Origin of the sequence: Desulfobaculum bizertense DSM 18034 (assembly GCF_900167065.1) — a bacterium.
Classification (GTDB): Bacteria; Desulfobacterota; Desulfovibrionia; order Desulfovibrionales; family Desulfovibrionaceae; genus Desulfobaculum; species Desulfobaculum bizertense.
On record NZ_FUYA01000004.1, the window covers coordinates 1 to 17136 of the forward strand.

A 17136-nucleotide genomic window follows, 5' to 3' on the forward strand; every position below is an offset into this window, starting at 1 on the left:
GTAATCGCCCGTGCAGGGCTGGAGCGCCTTGATATTTCGCTGGCGATGGACCTTGAAAAGCGCATCGTGTGCACGATCCTTTACCTCGCGGGCCTGAGCGTTGCGTGGTGGTTCGGGGATCGCGGGCGAAAGGTGGGCAAATGATGAATGATCTGAATTTCCTCGGCAAGGACCTTGATTTCTTCCTTTTCGGGCTGGACACGGTGCAGGCGGAAGTCGTGCTTCCTGATTGCAGTTCGTGGACGTTCCCGGCGTATTTTGACCAGCCAAACGAGGTTTTCGGACTCGTGGGCAAAATGCACGGCAATTCGAGCAGCTCGGACTTTGATCTCCAGATGGAGGACTGTCGCCTGACCTGCAAAAGTGTCGACGCCGTGGGTATTCCGCGCGGTGCGAGCATCGTGATCGGCGAGATGGCTTTTACCGTGGAGCGCGTTTTGCCAGACGGCACGGGGATTAGTTCCATTTTGCTCTCTGATGGCAGTGTGAGCGTGTACGAATGAAGCTCTTTCTTGACGGGCCAGAGCGCGAATGTGAGCGGCTGGCGCTGGAATTTGCCGCAACAGAAAAGCAGATTCAGGCCGCAAGCCGCCGGGCCGTGTCCAAACTTGGGCGCTGGATGAGGTCGGCAATCCTGCGGGAGAGTTCCCGCGATACGGGGATGCCGCGAAAAGCCTTGAAGGGCCGACTCAAAATGTCGGAGGACAGGGTTGCCGCGTCCACACGCGTCTGGGTTGGGCGGAACGCGATTCCGCTTTCGGCGCTGAACCCGCGCCAGACTCGAAGCGGCGTCACGGCCGGGCCTGTGCAACGTCGACACGCGTTTATGCTGCCGGGGCGTCGTGGACCAGTCTTTAAGCGAGAAGGCCGGTCACGCCTGCCGATTTCCGTGCAGTACGAGGATATTTCCAAGGACATTGAACGCGTGCTGCAAACAGAGATTTATGCCGAAGCAGAGCGGAAATTTTTGCATTTCTTTCGGCAGGAGCTGCGCTGGGAAAAAGTGAAGGAAGGCCGCTCATGATTGAAGATTTGCACGCCGCGCTTGTGGCGGAGCTGAAAGCGATACCTGGCATGCAGGACGTGTGCGATTACGGTCACGCGACAAAGCTCAAAACGCCCGCCGCAATTGTAAATCTGGCGGAAATGCGGGCCGATTATTCCGGGCTGGATGCCACGGGGCGGCTTCCCCTTGTCTGTCGCTGGGAGATTTTTCTGGTGCTTGGCAACACCGCCACAAATCAGGCTCTGAAGCTTCGCACTTTGGCTGCGCATGTAGCGCACATGATCGACGGGAAAAGCCTTGTGTGTGGCGCGCCAGAAGCAGCTTTTGTGTCTGCGGAACCAAATGAATTTGAGCCAAGCTTTGAGCACGCCAAGAGCTGGCGGGTGGAGTTTGAGCAGATGCTGTACCTTGGCGAATCCATGTGGAGCGACGAGGGCGCACCGCCAGAAAAGGTTTTTGCATCCTATGCGCCGCTTATTGGGGCCGCGCATGAGGACAAATATTTCGAGGTGAAAGATGAGCTTCCAGATCTCGGAGCTTGAGCGCAGGCTTGCCGGTCTCATTCGTTTTGGGACGGTTGAGGCGGCGGATTATGCCCGCGCCCGCGTGCGGGTGCGCATGGGCGAAGCGGTGACGGACTGGCTCCCGTGGCTCACGCTCCGGGCCGGGAATGATCGCTCGTGGTGGGCCTTGGAGCCGGGCGAGCAGGTCCTTGTTTTGTCTGTGTCCGGGGATACTTCGCAGGGCGTTGTACTTGGAAGCATCTTCCAGCAGGTGCACCCCGCACCGGCATCCTCAAAAGACCTTGACCGGCGCGAATATTCCGACGGTGCCGTAATTGAATACGACCGCAAAGCGCATCGCCTGCGTGCAAACATTCCCGGAGACGCTGAGCTTGTTGCTTCTGGCGATATTTCGGCCAATGCCGGGAAGAATATCACGGGCACGGCAGGAACAAAGGTGGAACTCACAGCCCCAAGCATCACGCTGAACGGGGTGATCTTTTTGAACGGCCCGCTCACGCAGGGCGGCGGATCTGGTGGCGGCAATGCGGAATTTCGCGGCAGTCTGCGCACAACCGGGGAAATTCACTCCGAGGATGACGTGACTTCGCGTGTTTCGCTGAACGGGCACACGCACCCTTGCCCACACGGCGGAAACACCGGGGCACCGTCATGATGGGCGTGAATGCAGAAAACGGGAAAAGTCTTTCCGGACGGGCGCATTTGCGCCAGTCCATCCGCGATATTTTGACCACGCCGCTCGGCTCGCGAGTCCTGCGCAGGGACTACGGCTCACGCCTTCCGCGCCTTGTGGACGCGCCGCTCAATCATGAAACGCAGATAGAATTTTATGCAGCAACGGCCGAGGCTCTCGCCAAATGGGAGCCTCGCTTTCGGCTGGAGAAAGTGCAGGTGGACCGCTCCGGTTCCGGGCGCATCGTGCTTGAACTTACAGGCGTGTACCTGCCAGACGGCAAGCCCATTCACATGGACGGAATACTCGGATGAGCGGATTTTCAGACATTGATCTCTCGCAGCTCCCAGCGCCTGCTGTTCTGGAGGAGCTGAGCGCCGAGCAGATACAAAGCGAAATTTTGGCCGAGTACCAAGCGAAAAACCCAAAACACACGGCCCTCGTGGAGTCTGACCCGCTTTTCAAGCTCATTGAGGTGTTCACATACCGTGAACTTTTGCTGCGCCAGCGCGTGAACGATGCCGCGCGGCAGGTTCTTCTGGCCTATGCGACCGGCTCTGATCTGGACCAGCTCGCGGCCTTGGTTCCCATGCAGCGAAAAATCGAAGATCCCGGCGACCCTGATGCATATCCGCCTATACCAGTGCTTTTAGAGGATGATGCGAATTTTCGCAGGCGTGTGCAGCTTGCTCCGGAGGGCTTTAGCACGGCCGGACCTGATGGCGCGTATATCTTTCATGCGATCGCCGTGAGTGGCGTTCGGGACGCGGCTGTAAGCAGCCCAAAGCCCGGCGAGGTGCTCGTGCATATTCTCGCCAGTGACGGGGATGGAACGCCAAGCCCGGAGCTGGTGAAAACCGTGAACTCCGCGCTCAATGCCCGCGAGACTCGACCCCTCACAGATCAGGTCATTGTGAAGCCTGCGGAGCTTGTGAGCTACAGCGTTGACGCGGTGCTGCATGTTCGTCCCGGGCCGAGTGCCGAAGAGGTCGAAAGCGCAGCACGTGAAGCCCTGAAAAGCGCCGTGGCGCAGGCACATGTGCTGGGTGCAGGTATGCCGCTTTCGAAGATTTACGCAGCCTTGCAGGTGGAAGGCGTGGCGCGTGTGGAACTCACTAGCCCGGCGGCGGATGTCGCCTGCACTGCGAGTCAGGCCGCACTCTGTACTGCGCAAAATGTGAGCGTGCAGCGTGGCTAATCTGCATTTGCTTCCACCCAACGCAACGCCCGCAGAACGGGCTTTTTCTGAGGCCACAACCCGCATTGACCGAATCCCGGTGCCCATTGCCCGGCTCTATAATCCGGATGATTGTCCGGTGGAATTTTTGCCGTGGCTTGCATGGGCGCTTTCCGTGGATGCGTGGGAAAGCTCGTGGAGCGAGGCGCAAAAGCGGGCAGCCGTGAGAAATGCGATCTGGATTCACAAGCACAAGGGCACGCGCGGCGCGGTTGATCGCGCTGTCCGGGCGCTTGGCTACCGGGTGAGAATCCGCGAATGGTGGCAGGAACGGCCAAAAACAGAGCGCTTCACCTTCACCATTGATATCGAGGTGGATGATAGGGGCGTTTCGCCGGATTTGTACGCCATGCTTACGCGCGTGGTGCTCAAGGCGAAAAATACGCGCTCGCACCTCACGGGCTTTCAGGTGACGGAAAGCGTGCAGGGCGGGTGCTCTGTAGGCGGTGCCTTCCAGAGTGGCGAAGAACTCACCGTGCTTCCGTGGATGACCCACGAGGTTCAGCAAAGCACGAATCTCTCCGCAGCCTGTGCCATAACTGAATATTTAAGCATTACTGTCCAACCGCGATGAGGAATGAATGCCCCAGAATTACTTTGTTATTTTGACTGACATTGGCCGCGCCAAGCTTGCCAATGCCTTGAGCCTTGGGCGGCAAATCTCGCTCACCCATATGGTCGTGGGTGATGGGAATGGCTCCGCCGTGACGCCCGATGCTTCGCGAACATCCCTTGTTCATGAGGTCTATCGAGCGCAGCTCAACGCGCTTCGGCAGGATGAGGAGAATCCAGCCTACCTTGTGGCTGAGCTGGTAATCCCGCCAGATACTGGCGGCTGGACCCTGCGGGAAGCGGGTTTTCTGGATGCTGACGGTGATCTTTTTGGCATCGGCAACCTTCCAGAAACATACAAGCCCCAGCTCGCCGAAGGCTCGGCCGCAGAGCTTCGGATTCGTCTGACGCTCGAAGTGGGAGAGCGTGCCCCTGTGCAGCTCAAAATTGACCCTACGGTGGTACTTGCGAGCCGAAAGTTCGTTGAACTGGAGGTCGGAACCCTTCGCGATGTGATGACGAATCACATTCAGGACAAAAGCGATCCGCACGACACACTGCCCGATGGCGGCAGCCGGGGCGATTTGCTCATTCAGGGCCGCGATGGCTTGGAATGGCAGGAAGCCGGAGCGCGGCACCTTTCGACAACGGTGAAGGCGACTCCCGGTGAATATCATTACGTGAAGCCCGCTCATTTGAAATTTATTGAGGTGGAAGTCTTGGGTGGAGGCGGCGCAGGCGGTGGAGCCAAAGGCGGGAGTTTTGCGTCCTGCGGTTCTGGCGGAGGCGCTGGGGGCTGGGCCAAAGCTGTGATTATGGCCTCGCGGCTTGGTGCTGATGAAACGTACACGGTGGGTGCTGGAGGCGTGGGGCAGGCAGCCGTTCGCGCCAGCAACCCCGGCGGCACAAGCTCTTTCGGCTCTTTCGTGAGCGCAACCGGAGGCCGTGGCGGATTTGGAATGGATACGAATTTTGAAGGAAGCGACATGCACCCGGACGGCGGGCGCGGTGGTCACGGCGTTGGCGGCGATGTGAATGCGACCGGCAGCGCAGGCGGCGGAACGGCCGTCATGGGCGCGCTGCACAACGCGTCCGGGATTGGTGCCCCCAGTTTTTACGCTGGCGGCGGGCTTTCTCTGTCGAATGGAAATAGCACAAAGGACGGCGAACCCGGCACCCTTGGCGGTGGCGGAGGTGGCGCAAACGTGGACAATTCAGCCATTGACGGCACCGGCGGAAACGGTGGCGATGGCCTTGTTATTATTCGGGAGTTTGTTTGATGCACGCCCTGATCTGGGAAAATGAAGTCATACAGATTGAAGAAAATGCTTTCCCTGTGGCGCTTCCGCTTCGCTGGGCGAGCTGTGACGGCTCGTGTCGCGTGGGTGATCGCATAGGCGAGAGCGGCCAGATTGTCCCCCAGCGTTTTGAGCCGGGCGTTGATGACTTGGCCGGGGATGTTCGCCGCGAGCGTGACGCCCGGCTCCGGGCCTGCGATCCTCAGGCGCTTCCTGACTACCCACATGAAAGCGATGGCTCGGAACAGGCGTGGCTCGCGTATCGCCAAGCCCTGCGAGATTTGCCGTCGCTTCCTGGCTTCCCGTGGGGCGGCGTGTCTGACCCCGCGATACCGTGGCCCCAAAAACCAGAAACACCCGCAGCAAGCGAGGAATAAACGATATGCCCGAACAGTTTTTGCACGGCGTGGAGGTCGTGGAGCTGGACTCTGGACCCCGTCCAATTCAGACCGTGAAAAGCTCTGTTATTGGACTGGTAGGAACAGCTCCAGACGCTGACGCCAGCGCTTTTCCCGTGAATACGCCAGTGCTCATTGCAGGCAACAGAACCGAAGCCGCGAAGCTCGACACAACCGGCAACGGCGAAGGCACGCTTCCGGCGGCCATTGATGGAATTTTTGACCAGACCGGCGCGGCCGTGGTCGTGATCCGCGTCGAGGAAGGCGATACCGACGCAGCCACGCAGACCAATATGGTTGGCGGAACAGACGCGACCACAGGCCAATATACGGGCGTTCACGCGCTGCTTAGCGCAAAGTCTGCCCTTGGACTCAGCCCTCGCATTTTAATCGCTCCGGGGCACACGCACCAGCGCGCCTCGGACCCGGATAGCGGCGACGGCGGAAAACTGAAAAACCCCGTAGTGGCGGAACTGGAAGGCATCGCGGACAAGCTCCGGGCCGTGGTGATTGTGGACGGCCCGAACACCACCGACGCCGAAGCGCAGGCGGCCATTTCTGACTTCGGAACCGCCCGCATTTACATGGTCGACCCATGGGTAAAAGTCTTTCGTGGCGGGGCCTACGCGGACGAAGCACCGTCCTCGCGCGTGGCAGGACTCATTGCCCGAATCGACAACGACAAGGGCTTTTGGTGGTCTCCGTCGAATCAGCAGATTTACGGCATTGCCGGGACTTCTCGCGGAGTGGACTTTGCCCTTGGCAGCACCAACTGCCGCGCGAATCTCCTGAATGAAAAGAATATCGCCACGATTATCAATGAAGAGGGCTATCGGCTGTGGGGCAATCGCACGGCCTGCTCTGACAAAAAGTGGGCATTCCTGTCTGTGCGCCGCACGGCGGACATGATCAACGAAAGCATTCTCCGGGCGCATCTTTGGGCCGTGGATCGCAATATCAGCAAAAATTACATGGAAGCCGTGGTCGAGAGCGTGAACGCCTACCTTCGGCACCTGACGGCGATCGGGGCCGTTCTAGGCGGTTCGTGCTGGGCTGACCCGGAGCTGAACACCAAGGACCAGATCGCTAAGGGCAACGTGTTTTTCGACTTTGATTTTACGCCACCGGCTCCGGCCGAGCACGTGACGTTTCGTTCACATTTGGTGAACGATTACCTTGAGGAGGTCCTGAAATAATGGCGGCCAGCAAGCTTTTAAAGAATTTTGCGCTGTTCGTGGACGGGCGCGGATACGCCGGAGAATGCGAGGAACTCCAGCCCCCGGCGCTCTCGCTCACAACTGAGGATTTCCGCGCGGGCGGCATGGATACGTCAATCCCGATTGACATGGGCATGGAGAAGCTGGAGGCGTCTTTTGTGATGCCTATGCAGGACGCGGATTTGCTCGCAGCCTTTGGCGTCATTGAAAATAACGGGATTCAGATGACGGCTCGCGGCGAGCTGAAAAGTTTGGATGGCTCAAGCGAAGCCGTGACCCTGCAAATGCGCGGCACGGTGATCAAGATTGAGTCAAGCGCGTGGAAGTCCGGTGAGCTGGCGAAAAACACGTACACGCTGGGGCTGAATTATTACAAACGCGAGCAGGGCGGAAAGGTCCTGCATGAGGTAGATGTCCTGAATATGAAACGAATTGTAAACGGTGTGGACCAGCTTGAAAAAGCCCGTGCCGCAATGGGAATTTAAGAATGAGCGTTGAAATTACTCTGAGCGAGGCCGTCACGGCAAAGGGCGTTGTTTACGAGGCGTTAACCATGCGCGAGCCGCGTGTCCGGGACTCGCTGAACGCGGACAAATTCAAAGGCTCTGACGGTGAAAAAGAGGTGCGCATGTTCGCCTCGCTTTGTGAGGTCCCGCCGGAAGTTTTTTATGACATGACGCTCCCGGATTTTAAGAAGGTGCAGGACGCGTTTTCCGGTTTTTTTTCCTAGGCGCAGACGCTGCCCGTGAGCTGGTGATGCAGCTTGCTTCGCTCACGGGCTGGACCCTTTCCGAATTCCTCGCGCTTGAGTGCTCCGAGCTTGTGGCGTGGGCAAAAGCAGTTCCTCAATGAAGAAAAATCTTTCCTCAGTCGTTAAGTTTAACGCGGTCGTTGGCAGCTCGTTTCGGGCTGCCTCGGCGACCGTTCGCGGCGATCTGTCGCACGTGAGCGAGGCCTACCGGACTATCAAAGGGCAGCAGGAAAAGCTGCACCGGTTTGCGGGCTTTGACATGAAGGGCCTCGCGCAGGCCCGTCGGGACATGAAAAACGCCGCAAAGGACCTTTCGCGGCTGGAGGCTGAACTTGCGGCCACGGCCAAGCCGTCCAAGAAACTGACGCGGGAATTTGAGCGCGCTCAGCGGAAGGCGAAGCGCACGTCAAAAGCCTATCATTCGCAGAAAAACGAGCTTTCCACGTTAAGCCGCCAGCTCAGGCGCGCGGGTGTGAACACGCGTGATCTTGAGGGCGAATTTGACCGCATGGGGCAGGAGGTCGCCAAGGCAGAGCGCAAGCTCAAAGCCATGAAAGGCGTACTGGACGCGGATATTGGCGGAAGCTTTCGCAACGTAGCCGGTCAGGTTGGACGCCTTGGCACTGCCGTTGGCGCGGGCGTCGGCGTCGTAGGCACCGCCGTGACCATGACAAACAAGCTTACCTCGGAACAAAGCGCGCTGGCGCAGGCTCTGGGCGTTTCAGCCAATGGCTTGGCCGCGTGGGGCGGCTTGGCGAAAGAAGCCGGGTTTGATGCGGATACGGTGGGCGATCTTTTTGAAGAGCTGAACAATAAGCTCGGCGAGTCGGCCGGGCTTGGTGAAATTACGCCAGTGACCGAATCTTTGCAGATTCTTGGACTCAGCTTTGAAGAGCTTCAGGGACTCAAGCCAGAACAGCAATTTGAGCGCGTGGCAGAAGCCATTCAAAAGCTCGACGATCACGCGCAGGCCGTATCAGCCGCCGATATTCTGATGGGCGGTGAGGCGAACAAATTCTTTGGCTACCTGAGAAGCCGAAAGCAAGGCGTGGGAGAACTGCTCGACCAGCAAAAGCAGCTGAATGTCCTGTCTGATGAAGGGCGCGAGGGCGCGAAGAAATACAACGTGGCTTTCGGGCGCTTCTCTACGGTGGTTTCGTCGACCACGCAGGAAGTTTTCGGGCTGATTGGCGGGGCGCTGGCTCCAATCGTGGAAAAATGGGGACCAAAACTCGCGGACTGGGTGCGGGAAAATCGCGACGAATTTGTGAAGCTGGGGCAGAGCGTCGAGCGCGCTGTGCCTGTGATTTTGTCCTTTGGCCGGGGCTTGTTCAAGGTCATAAGTTTCGTTGGGAGCGCCATGAACGGGCTGGCGTCGATCTTTGGCGGCTTTGAGAACTTAGCCATTGCTGTGGGCGTGGCACTTACGGCAAAAACCGCCGTAGGCCTGTTCTCATTTGGGCAGTCACTTTTTGCCGCAGGGCAGGCAATTGCGCCCTTGGCGTCGGCAGCGATTCCTGGACTCATTGCCGGAATTAAGGCCGTGGGCTTTGCTATGATGAGCACGCCTCTCGGCTGGATTATTGGCGGCGTAGCGGCGCTCTGTGCTGGCGTCTGGCGGCTTGTTTCCGTCTGGGACAGGCTGAAAAAAGCGTTCTCCACGGGCGGCGTCTGGGGCGCTGTGAAAACCTTTTTTGGCTTTGGCGATGATGAGGAGGAGCCGAAAAAGGCGGTTCCGGGCGCGGCCATGCAAAGCGCTCCAAAGCCGATGGGACAAGGCTTTTCAGTAGCTCCCGTGACGCGGGCAAGCTCGCCCTCTGCACAGGCTGCAACGGCACCTTTGCCCATGCAGACCGCGTCGAAAAGCCAGAGCGTGCAGGTGGATGTGGGCGGGATTACGGTTCACGCTGCGCCGGGGCAGGACCCGGAAGCCATTGCCGACAAGGTACTGGAGAAATTTCAAGCCCTGCAAAGGGATGCCCAGAATCGGGCGCTCTACGATTACGCATGATTATGATGAAAATAGGCGACTATGCTTTTTCGGTGAATAGTGCCGCGTATCAGAGTTTTGAGCGCAGTACGGCCTACGCGTGGGCCGCGCAGGAGCGAATGGGACGCGAGGCTGCATTACAATTTGTAGGTGTGGGCGAGGACTCGATTACGCTTACAGGCGTGGTTTTCTCAGGAGGTCCGGCACAGGCCGAGAAAATGCGGCAGGAAGCCGCGCAGGGTAAACCATTACTTTTTGTAGATGGTACCGGAAAAATCCACGGGCTATGGGTGATTTTGTCCGTGGGCGAGACCGGCAGCGTGTTCTTTGCCGACGGCGTGGCGCGCAAAACGGAGTTCACCTTGAAGCTGAGGTATTACGGGGAGACCTGATGCAATATCGAACAAAGGCGGGCGATATGCTCGATGCGGTGTGTTTTGATTTTTATGGCCGCACTGCGGGAGTTGTGGAGAAGGTTCTTGAAGCCAACCCACGGCTTTCGGAGTGCGGCCCTGTTTTTGAGGCGGGCGTTTTGATTGAGCTGCCAGAGCTTCCAGACCCAGAACCAAGCGAAGGGGTGAGCCTGTGGGATTAGAAAAGTACGCGCCCGCGTTCCGCATTGTGGCGGACGGGGATGACATTACGGCCGTGATTCGAGAGCGGCTGATTTCGCTGAGTCTGACCGATGAGGCCGGGATGCAGGCAGACAGTTTGACCGTGGAGCTGGACGACTCCGCGCCGCAGATCCGGTTGCCGAGAACCGGGGCAGAGCTGCGCGTGTGGCTGGGCTATGGCGAGCAGGTGGAGTTTATGGGGCTGTATGTCGTGGACGGCGTGACGCTCTCCGGGCCGCCAGAAAAAATGGTGCTCAAGGCGTCAGGAGCGCCGTTTGAACAAAGTCGGGCGTATAGTCAGCTCCAAGATCAGAAAACGCGTTCATGGGTTCCGGGCGAGCTGCGGGAACTGGTGGAGACCGTGGCCGCAAAGCACGGGCTTGAGCCTGCAATCGGAAAGGACCTGAAAAGCCTTGCGCTGCCGCACTTGGATCAGATTGCGGAAAGCGACATGAACCTGCTCACGCGCGTGGCGGACAGCGTGGGGGCGGTGGCAAAGGCCAATGGCGGGAGTCTTGTGTTTGTAAAGCGAGGCGAGGGGAAAACAGCCTCAGGCCGGGCGCTGCCAGAGATTAAAGTCACGCCGCAGGACGTCACAAGCTGGCGCGTGAACATCACGGAACGGGTGAATTTCCGCAAGGTGAGCGCAGGCTGGCGAGATGTGGAGACGGCGCAGGACGTGCTAGAAAGCGTAGGTGAGGGAAGCCCGGAGTTTCGAATCCGGCATAGCTTCCCGAATAAAGAAGCCGCGCGAAAGGCTGCCGAGGCAAAACTCGACGCCTTTCAACGCGGCAAAAGAACCTTGTCTGTAACGCTGCCCGGTGATCCGAAGCTCCGCGCTGAGGTGAAACTGAACCTTATGGGCTTCCGTCCCGGCGTGAGCGGGACGTGGAGTCTCTCCAAGGTCACGCACAGCCTCACGAGGCAGGGCTATGTGGTGATGGGAGAGACAATGTAAAAAGACTATTGGGGAATTATTTTTGAAGGAATTTGGGCTTTTCGTAAAATGTCAGCCATATGGCTACTCATGCCGACATTTCCTTGAAGATTTATTCCTTGCTGTGTCTTTTGAGCTTGGAGAACGACTTTCCTAAGTTTTTCTAAGCCATCATGAACATCAAAAGAAATAAAAGTGCTGGGTGTCCCCGGATATATGATTTTATCCGAGCTTACAGGAGCTCCTGTGTGTAGTTGGACAATCCAAACACGATTTCCATCGTACACCCATTCAAAACGGCTCACTGTAATTTTCGAAGATAATTTTGAGAATACACTCAAAACATTCTTTTTAATAGCGGTAGGAATTTTAGAAGGACTTTGAGTCCCAAGCATAAAATTGTCACCAAACCCGCGGACCCCTTCAATTAAGGGGGCACCACTAGTCGTATTGACTAGTGCTCCAGAATATACAGCGGTGACCTCTTCTTGAGCTAAGCAAGAAGGGATTGCTTGACCTGTGGGGTCGTCATTATTCATAAGATTGAAGGGGTCTGTCCAACCTCGCTGTGTTGTAAATTTTCCGGGGTCTTGTACCGCTGGACAGGTTCTGATCCATAATTGTTCAGAACCTGTAGGAGTCCCAAATGTGAATAGTCCAAGCTTTGGGTTACGTGAAAAACATGTTGTTCTTGGAACAAAATCATGAAGGGTTGACGCAATGAGTAGACCATATGCTTTGTCACCTATTAATCTGCTAAACGCATTTGGCCATGTGACAGAATATGAAATATTATCTTTTTTTGTAGATTGAATTTCCCATATGATAGTGTGTTCATTTTTCCAACCCCGTCGTTTGGGATGGATACTGAACTCTACTCGTTCAGAGGGGGGGTAGTTAAGAGAAGGGAGAAAACCATATACAGTTTGTAACAGTCGCTCCGCAATTTCTTTGGGATATGTCGGAACAGGATCTACGGAAGGGTTTTCAACAAAACGGGGTATTACTCCGGGGGCAAATTCAACGCGACTATTTTGTAACACTCCAGAAACTCCACCATCGTTAACGTCAATTGTTTCGTTAACGATGGTGTAGAGCCCTTTTTGGGCTAATCGGTTCAAGTTTAGGAGTATTTCATTTATATCAGTTAATCCATATATGAACTCGTTGCCTTGAGGGGAGTCAGGAGCAAAAGAACGAATGTTAAGAGAGTTCTCTGGTGATGCCTTAAGTAAGGCCAGAATGTTGTCTTTAATGGAAGGAAAATGATGGTTTGCTGCAAAACCAAAAATACGACTATATCGAGGCTCTAAGTTCGGTGAAAAACTTAAAAATTGTGCAACATTAACTCGTTGGGCTAATGTATCAAGAACTTGGTCTTTATAGAAGAGTTGAGTCATGTCTTATTTGATTGAATATTTTTTGTATGGGGGTTGGGTCTCTGTTGTGCCGTTTTAGTTCTTCTATGCTCTCTGAGAGTAACATAGATGCTTTTTTACGACTAATGATTTTTCCGGAGTGATCTTTCGCAGGTAACTGTTCTCGAAGGGCAATGTAGAATTCATAGGTACACCCATTGCTAAATTGCCAGCCTTCGTTAAACCAAACCTCTTGAGCATAGTGTTGTATGACAAGTTCCCAAAATAAAAGGTAATCCTTTTGAGTCCACTCTTTTTGAAAAAAACAAGTTGGTTCAATGGCTGGAAGCGAGGTCTTGCTTCTAACTTTTTGAGCAAATTCTCGCCCCGCCCTGCAATTAGGTTCAATTACTTCATGTTTAAGAAAATGCAAGTAGTTGTCATTAGATATGCCATCTTTTTCAAAATGTTGAAGATATTTAATCAGACGCTTTCCGCTGGTTATTGGAGTGCTTATATAAATTGCTTTGTGGGGGATTACAGAAGCAAGAATGCTCAAAAGCGGGCTAAATTTGTTTCTATTTTTTTTTGAGGGCAAAAATTTTATCTCCTTTAATTAAACATGTGAATATTTATAAAAATTAAATATTCACATGTCTTAAAGAATAAACGAAAATATAACCTTTTGCTAGTTAATCAATTCCCTCCAAAGTCTTGGTGAGCGTTGTTTTCGGGTCGATTTGGGGGTAACGCTTGAGATTCTCTAAAAGTTCTAATTTTAATATATCAGCCCCTGGTTTCTTGAAGAGGTGCTCTCCTAAAAAGGTCCTAAGATATCTGAGAGTTTTTTCTTGTTCACAAGCAAGAAAGAGAAGTGGAACAAGTTCTTTGTAAGGAGTTTGTTCAAGTTGTTTGAGTGTTTTTTGTTGTGTAAAAAATCTTGGAATATATTGAGTGAGCTTTGTTTTGTATATACTTTCCGGTTTATCAAACGTTTGTTTGTGTTCGCTATTTTTTAAAAAGTTGCTAAGTTCTTTATAAGTATAAAGGGGGGTTAAGTCTGCAAGTTCTTGAATATTATCTTTAATCCATTTTTTCTTTTTGGAGAAGGACAAGTCTTCAATTCCTTTGATGTTTTGTTTAATCCAAGTTTTCTTTTTTTGGGGGGATAAGTCTGTAAGTCCTTCAGTATTATCTTTAATCCACTCCTGCCTTTTGGGGAGGGATAAGTCTGCAAGCTCTTTACTATTCTGTTCAAGCCAATGCTTTTTTGGGGGGAATAAGCCTGCAAGCTTTTTAATATTTTGTTCAACCCAATCCTGCTTTTCTTTTTCGGATAATTTTCGTTTATCACCAAAGATTATATTTTCAATAATCGTTTGCCTGACTTTATTGCATGGCGGAAGCAATGGTAATTTTTCGTCAATTCGTCCCAGACGCTTAATTGCAGGGTCGATTCTTTCTTCATAGTTGGTCGCAATGACAAAAATAAAATTATTTTTTTCTGCTTTGTCGCGAAGTCGTTGGAGCTTTGGGAGCATCCCTGGGGTCATGAATTGAAAAATACCAGTTTGGTTGTGATATTCATCTGATTCTCTATCTAGCAGGAAGTGATCAATTTCATCAAAAAGTATTACAACTTCTTGTTGTTGTTCCAAACATTGGAAGATTGCCTTGGCTCGAGCCTCAACTTCTCCTGAACCTCCTGCAAGAAAGTCGCTGGGTGTTACGGTTATGTGTCTCCAATTTAGCTTGTCGGCGATACATTTTGTCAAAAAAGTTTTACCTGTTCCAGGAGGGCCATAAAGTAAAAATGAACAGGGTGCGGTAGGATCATATGACTGAGGGTCAGCCCGTGGTTTTATAAAATTGTCTCTTATAATAGAGTAGATTGGATATTTTTGATTAATGTAATCTCTGGGAAAAGGGTCAATCAACTCATCGATTTTATCTTTGTTGTCTTCGTTTGCTTTTTCTACAAGCAGATTGGCTCGGTTTAAAGTTTCGGAACCTATATGGAGCTGAAGGGCGCTATTATATAGCATAAGGTAGGTCGCTATTTCGCTTGTTTGCCACAAGTGGATTTCGTGAGGATTTCCTACATGCTCGGACTCCCATCCCCATAAATCAAATTTTTTATTTGAATCAAAAATAGTTATTTTTCTAAGTTGGGCTTTAAGCCAGCGGTAGTATCGTTGGAATAAAGGTAAGTGGTTTGAAAAAAACATTGGAGTGTCTCGACTTTTGTCAAGGGAGAGGCATGTCCTGAGTAAAGAGTTAGCTACCTCGATACTTAGAGGAAGAAGAATTTGACCCTGTTGAGTCGCATAAATTGGATTGATTGGTCGCCAATATGGAGCAGTTGATTGATGTTGTCCGATTACCTCTAGGGCTCTTTCGAAAGTTTCGTCGTTTGGTTTGAATTCATTAAAGAGAGAAATTCCTTCAAGACAAAAAACGAGTTCAGCAGGATCAAATCGGCTATCGGGAATGCTATTGTATGAAAGCTGCTGGTGGAGTCTCTGTTCAAAAAAAGAGAAAAAGACGGGGCGAGCCTGAGGGAAGTTTTTTACTTTAGAGGGTTTTTTTTCATATAATGCTTTAGCAAGCAGAAAAATTTTTAAAACAACAAAAGCGTTAGTTGACTGTTTATATCTTTCTATATTTAAAAGTTGAAAATTTGCTGAGGTTGAAAGGATTTTTTCTTGTAGAGTATCATCAGTTATTTTAAAGATTGTATCTTCGATATTTTTGATGTCTGATGGATTTATATTAATGGAGGATTTGTCCTCGGCATCATTATAGATCCCTATAAGATTAGAAATCCATAGTAACGAAGATGGATCGTTATCACCGTAAGTGTTAGATTTTGTAACAAATTTTTTATTTGAGTTATCTTGGTTCAGGGCCACAATTTCTTTGAACAACTTACATAAGGCAGTTCGCCTTTTTTTTTTGCTAGATTCAGTAAAGTTTGTTGTAATTGACACCCTTGGATATAATTGTTCATGACAAACTTTGTTATCTGCAAGATGCAACATACAGAGTATCATGGCATTGGTGCTGAATGAGTAATTTTCCGGGGGTTCTAGAGTTTTTTCGTGAGCAGCAAGGTAGGGCCACTGGTCTTTTTGTTGTGTCTTTAAAATGGTGAATATTGCATCTTCAACTTTTGAATTAATTTCGTTTATCTCTGCCTGTATATCTTTGAACTGATTTTGTATGTATTCTTCGAGTCTTTTCATATGGGAATCTCTTTTTTGTTTTGGCAATGAAGTGGTAATATCAACCGTTATATAATAAAATATAGGATTATATTTAGTCTGATTAGTTGTCAAACTGTTCCGGAGGTCGGGGCCAAGAGGAAGTGTTAATTGTAGAATAAAAATTAAGGTGTGTATTAGTTAAATTTAAAAATTCTAATCTGGAGTGAGACAGTGCCGAAGCCTAAGCCATATTCAATTAAAATGTTTTTGCCTGTTGGGGATCCGGACGGGCTGCGGATTATTGAAAAATCAAATTGGACGGGTGAGGGGATTGTTTTTGCTCGTGCAGGCTTTGAGGAAGATCATAAGAAGAGGAAGGAATTTCAAAGGACAGGGGTTTACGTTCTTGTCGGTCAGGATGATACAAGCTCTTTGCCACAAGTCTATATTGGAGAAGGGGAGTCTGTAGACGCCCGATTGACGTCCCATTTTGCCAAAAAGGATTTTTGGACGTGGGGCATCTTTTTTGTCACGAAAGACAATAGCCTCAATAAAGCCCATGTAAAATTTCTTGAAAGCCGTTTGATTGAGTTGGCAGCAAAAGCAAAGCGCTGTAATTTGACTAATTGCGCAGAGCCTACAAAGCCTTCGCTTTCCGAGGCTGATACGGCTGACATGGATTGCTTCCTTGACGATATGTTGAGCATTTTCCCTTTGGTAGGGTTGTCGATATTTGAACAGCCACCCAGGAGACCATGCACCGTCAGTAAGCTTCTATATATCGAATCCAAAGGAATAAAGGTGAAAGGCTGCGAGTCTAACAAAGGGTTTATTGTTTTGGCAGGGTCTGAGGCTGTGCTGAAAACTGTCCCTTCGTATCCTGAAAGTTTTGCTAAGCTGAGGGATGAGCTAAGTAAGAAAGGCGTAATGGTAAGAAAGGGAGATCTGTATGTTTTTGCAGACGATTATCTTTTTTCGTCTCCCAGTACGGCGAGCAGCATTGTCTTAGGAAGGAACTCCAATGGACGCACAAGTTGGCGGAATAAAGAAGGAAAGACGCTGAAAGAGCTTCAGGAAGCCGTGGCCTCGGCTTCGGTCAATGACTGAATGCTTTCTCGAAGTCGCTGTGCATTCGCAGGGGATTGCAAAAAGTAAAGCGTTTCATTCAAGCTCTCAAATTCTTCCACAGAAAGCAGCACAACATCTTTGCCATTCTCTTGGCGGAGAACTACACGGCTTCCCGAGCTGACCTTGTCCATGATTGCGGCAAGGTCTTTTTTTGCGTCTGCTATAGAAAATTTTGGATGCATGAAGCTCTCTCGATATTTGAAATTGAACAGAAAAAATAGATAAATTTAAGTATAAGCTTTTTCTT

General features: G+C 51.8%; 21 protein-coding genes. 17 read left to right on the top strand and 4 right to left on the bottom strand.

All coding sequences use genetic code 11. The features are described from left to right. The first annotated feature begins 140 nt into the window (after window positions 1–140). The 16 genes from B5D23_RS06645 (at window position 141) to B5D23_RS06720 (ending at window position 11218) form a co-directional block, all read left to right on the top strand. On the top strand, window positions 141–503 hold the full coding sequence (locus B5D23_RS06645; RefSeq protein ID WP_078684646.1) for a head-tail joining protein: 363 nt from the start codon (window positions 141–143) through the stop codon (window positions 501–503). Beyond that, window positions 500–1024 carry a hypothetical protein gene (locus B5D23_RS06650; protein WP_078684647.1) on the top strand — a complete coding sequence of 175 codons (525 nt, stop codon included), beginning with the start codon at window positions 500–502 and terminating at the stop codon, window positions 1022–1024. Before B5D23_RS06645 ends, B5D23_RS06650 begins: the two co-directional genes overlap by 4 nt. Then, window positions 1021–1548, top strand: a complete 528-nt coding sequence (locus B5D23_RS06655; RefSeq protein WP_078684648.1) for a hypothetical protein — start codon at window positions 1021–1023, stop codon at window positions 1546–1548. Before B5D23_RS06650 ends, B5D23_RS06655 begins: the two co-directional genes overlap by 4 nt. Beyond that, window positions 1523–2185 carry a phage baseplate assembly protein V gene (locus tag B5D23_RS06660; protein WP_078684649.1) on the top strand — a complete coding sequence of 221 codons (663 nt, stop codon included), beginning with the start codon at window positions 1523–1525 and terminating at the stop codon, window positions 2183–2185. The genes B5D23_RS06655 and B5D23_RS06660 overlap by 26 nt, the downstream gene beginning before the upstream one ends. Continuing rightward, window positions 2182–2517 (top strand): GPW/gp25 family protein, encoded by a 336-nt coding sequence (locus B5D23_RS06665; RefSeq protein WP_078684650.1) that lies wholly within the window; start codon window positions 2182–2184, stop codon window positions 2515–2517. Before B5D23_RS06660 ends, B5D23_RS06665 begins: the two co-directional genes overlap by 4 nt. Next, entirely contained in the window at window positions 2514–3401 is an 888-nt protein-coding gene (locus B5D23_RS06670; RefSeq protein WP_078684651.1) for a baseplate assembly protein, read from the top strand. Before B5D23_RS06665 ends, B5D23_RS06670 begins: the two co-directional genes overlap by 4 nt. Beyond that, window positions 3394–4014 (top strand): phage tail protein I, encoded by a 621-nt coding sequence (locus B5D23_RS06675; protein ID WP_078684652.1) that lies wholly within the window; start codon window positions 3394–3396, stop codon window positions 4012–4014. Before B5D23_RS06670 ends, B5D23_RS06675 begins: the two co-directional genes overlap by 8 nt. Window positions 4015–4021: 7 nt before the next feature. Further along, window positions 4022–5272 carry a phage tail protein gene (locus B5D23_RS06680; protein WP_078684653.1) on the top strand — a complete coding sequence of 417 codons (1251 nt, stop codon included), beginning with the start codon at window positions 4022–4024 and terminating at the stop codon, window positions 5270–5272. Continuing rightward, the gene (locus B5D23_RS06685; protein WP_078684654.1) at window positions 5272–5667 is read left to right on the top strand and encodes a tail fiber assembly protein; all 396 of its coding nucleotides are present in this window, start codon (window positions 5272–5274) and stop codon (window positions 5665–5667) included. Before B5D23_RS06680 ends, B5D23_RS06685 begins: the two co-directional genes overlap by 1 nt. Before the next feature lie 5 nt (window positions 5668–5672). Continuing rightward, the gene (locus tag B5D23_RS06690; RefSeq protein WP_078684655.1) at window positions 5673–6884 is read left to right on the top strand and encodes a phage tail sheath C-terminal domain-containing protein; all 1212 of its coding nucleotides are present in this window, start codon (window positions 5673–5675) and stop codon (window positions 6882–6884) included. Beyond that, complete coding sequence (locus B5D23_RS06695; RefSeq protein ID WP_078684656.1) at window positions 6884–7390, top strand: phage major tail tube protein; 507 nt, start codon at window positions 6884–6886, stop codon at window positions 7388–7390. The genes B5D23_RS06690 and B5D23_RS06695 overlap by 1 nt, the downstream gene beginning before the upstream one ends. Before the next feature lie 2 nt (window positions 7391–7392). Next, on the top strand, window positions 7393–7635 hold the full coding sequence (locus B5D23_RS06700) for a phage tail assembly protein (protein ID WP_078684657.1): 243 nt from the start codon (window positions 7393–7395) through the stop codon (window positions 7633–7635). Window positions 7636–7753: 118 nt separating this feature from the next. Beyond that, the gene (locus B5D23_RS06705) at window positions 7754–9667 is read left to right on the top strand and encodes a phage tail tape measure protein (RefSeq protein ID WP_078684658.1); all 1914 of its coding nucleotides are present in this window, start codon (window positions 7754–7756) and stop codon (window positions 9665–9667) included. After that, complete coding sequence (locus tag B5D23_RS06710) at window positions 9664–10038, top strand: phage tail protein (RefSeq protein ID WP_200803636.1); 375 nt, start codon at window positions 9664–9666, stop codon at window positions 10036–10038. Before B5D23_RS06705 ends, B5D23_RS06710 begins: the two co-directional genes overlap by 4 nt. Beyond that, window positions 10038–10241, top strand: a complete 204-nt coding sequence (locus B5D23_RS06715; protein WP_078684659.1) for a tail protein X — start codon at window positions 10038–10040, stop codon at window positions 10239–10241. The genes B5D23_RS06710 and B5D23_RS06715 overlap by 1 nt, the downstream gene beginning before the upstream one ends. Continuing rightward, the gene (locus B5D23_RS06720) at window positions 10232–11218 is read left to right on the top strand and encodes a contractile injection system protein, VgrG/Pvc8 family (protein WP_078684660.1); all 987 of its coding nucleotides are present in this window, start codon (window positions 10232–10234) and stop codon (window positions 11216–11218) included. Before B5D23_RS06715 ends, B5D23_RS06720 begins: the two co-directional genes overlap by 10 nt. Before the next feature lie 5 nt (window positions 11219–11223). On the opposite strand, the gene B5D23_RS06725 is transcribed toward B5D23_RS06720, so the two are convergent. From B5D23_RS06725 to B5D23_RS06735, 3 genes are all read right to left on the bottom strand, one after another. After that, window positions 11224–12597 (bottom strand): hypothetical protein, encoded by a 1374-nt coding sequence (locus B5D23_RS06725; protein ID WP_078684661.1) that lies wholly within the window; start codon window positions 12595–12597, stop codon window positions 11224–11226. Beyond that, complete coding sequence (locus B5D23_RS06730; RefSeq protein ID WP_078684662.1) at window positions 12578–13153, bottom strand: hypothetical protein; 576 nt, start codon at window positions 13151–13153, stop codon at window positions 12578–12580. Before B5D23_RS06730 ends, B5D23_RS06725 begins: the two co-directional genes overlap by 20 nt. Window positions 13154–13247: 94 nt before the next feature. Continuing rightward, the gene (locus B5D23_RS06735) at window positions 13248–15800 is read right to left on the bottom strand and encodes an ATP-binding protein (RefSeq protein ID WP_078684663.1); all 2553 of its coding nucleotides are present in this window, start codon (window positions 15798–15800) and stop codon (window positions 13248–13250) included. A gap of 192 nt (window positions 15801–15992) precedes the next feature. On the opposite strand from B5D23_RS06735, the gene B5D23_RS06740 reads away from it, so the two are divergent. Next, window positions 15993–16868 (top strand): GIY-YIG nuclease family protein, encoded by an 876-nt coding sequence (locus tag B5D23_RS06740; RefSeq protein ID WP_234985070.1) that lies wholly within the window; start codon window positions 15993–15995, stop codon window positions 16866–16868. Here B5D23_RS06740 and B5D23_RS06745 read toward each other — a convergent pair. After that, window positions 16832–17071 carry a type II toxin-antitoxin system Phd/YefM family antitoxin gene (locus B5D23_RS06745; protein WP_078684664.1) on the bottom strand — a complete coding sequence of 80 codons (240 nt, stop codon included), beginning with the start codon at window positions 17069–17071 and terminating at the stop codon, window positions 16832–16834. The genes B5D23_RS06740 and B5D23_RS06745 overlap by 37 nt on opposite strands. Between the last annotated feature and the right edge of the window lie 65 nt (window positions 17072–17136).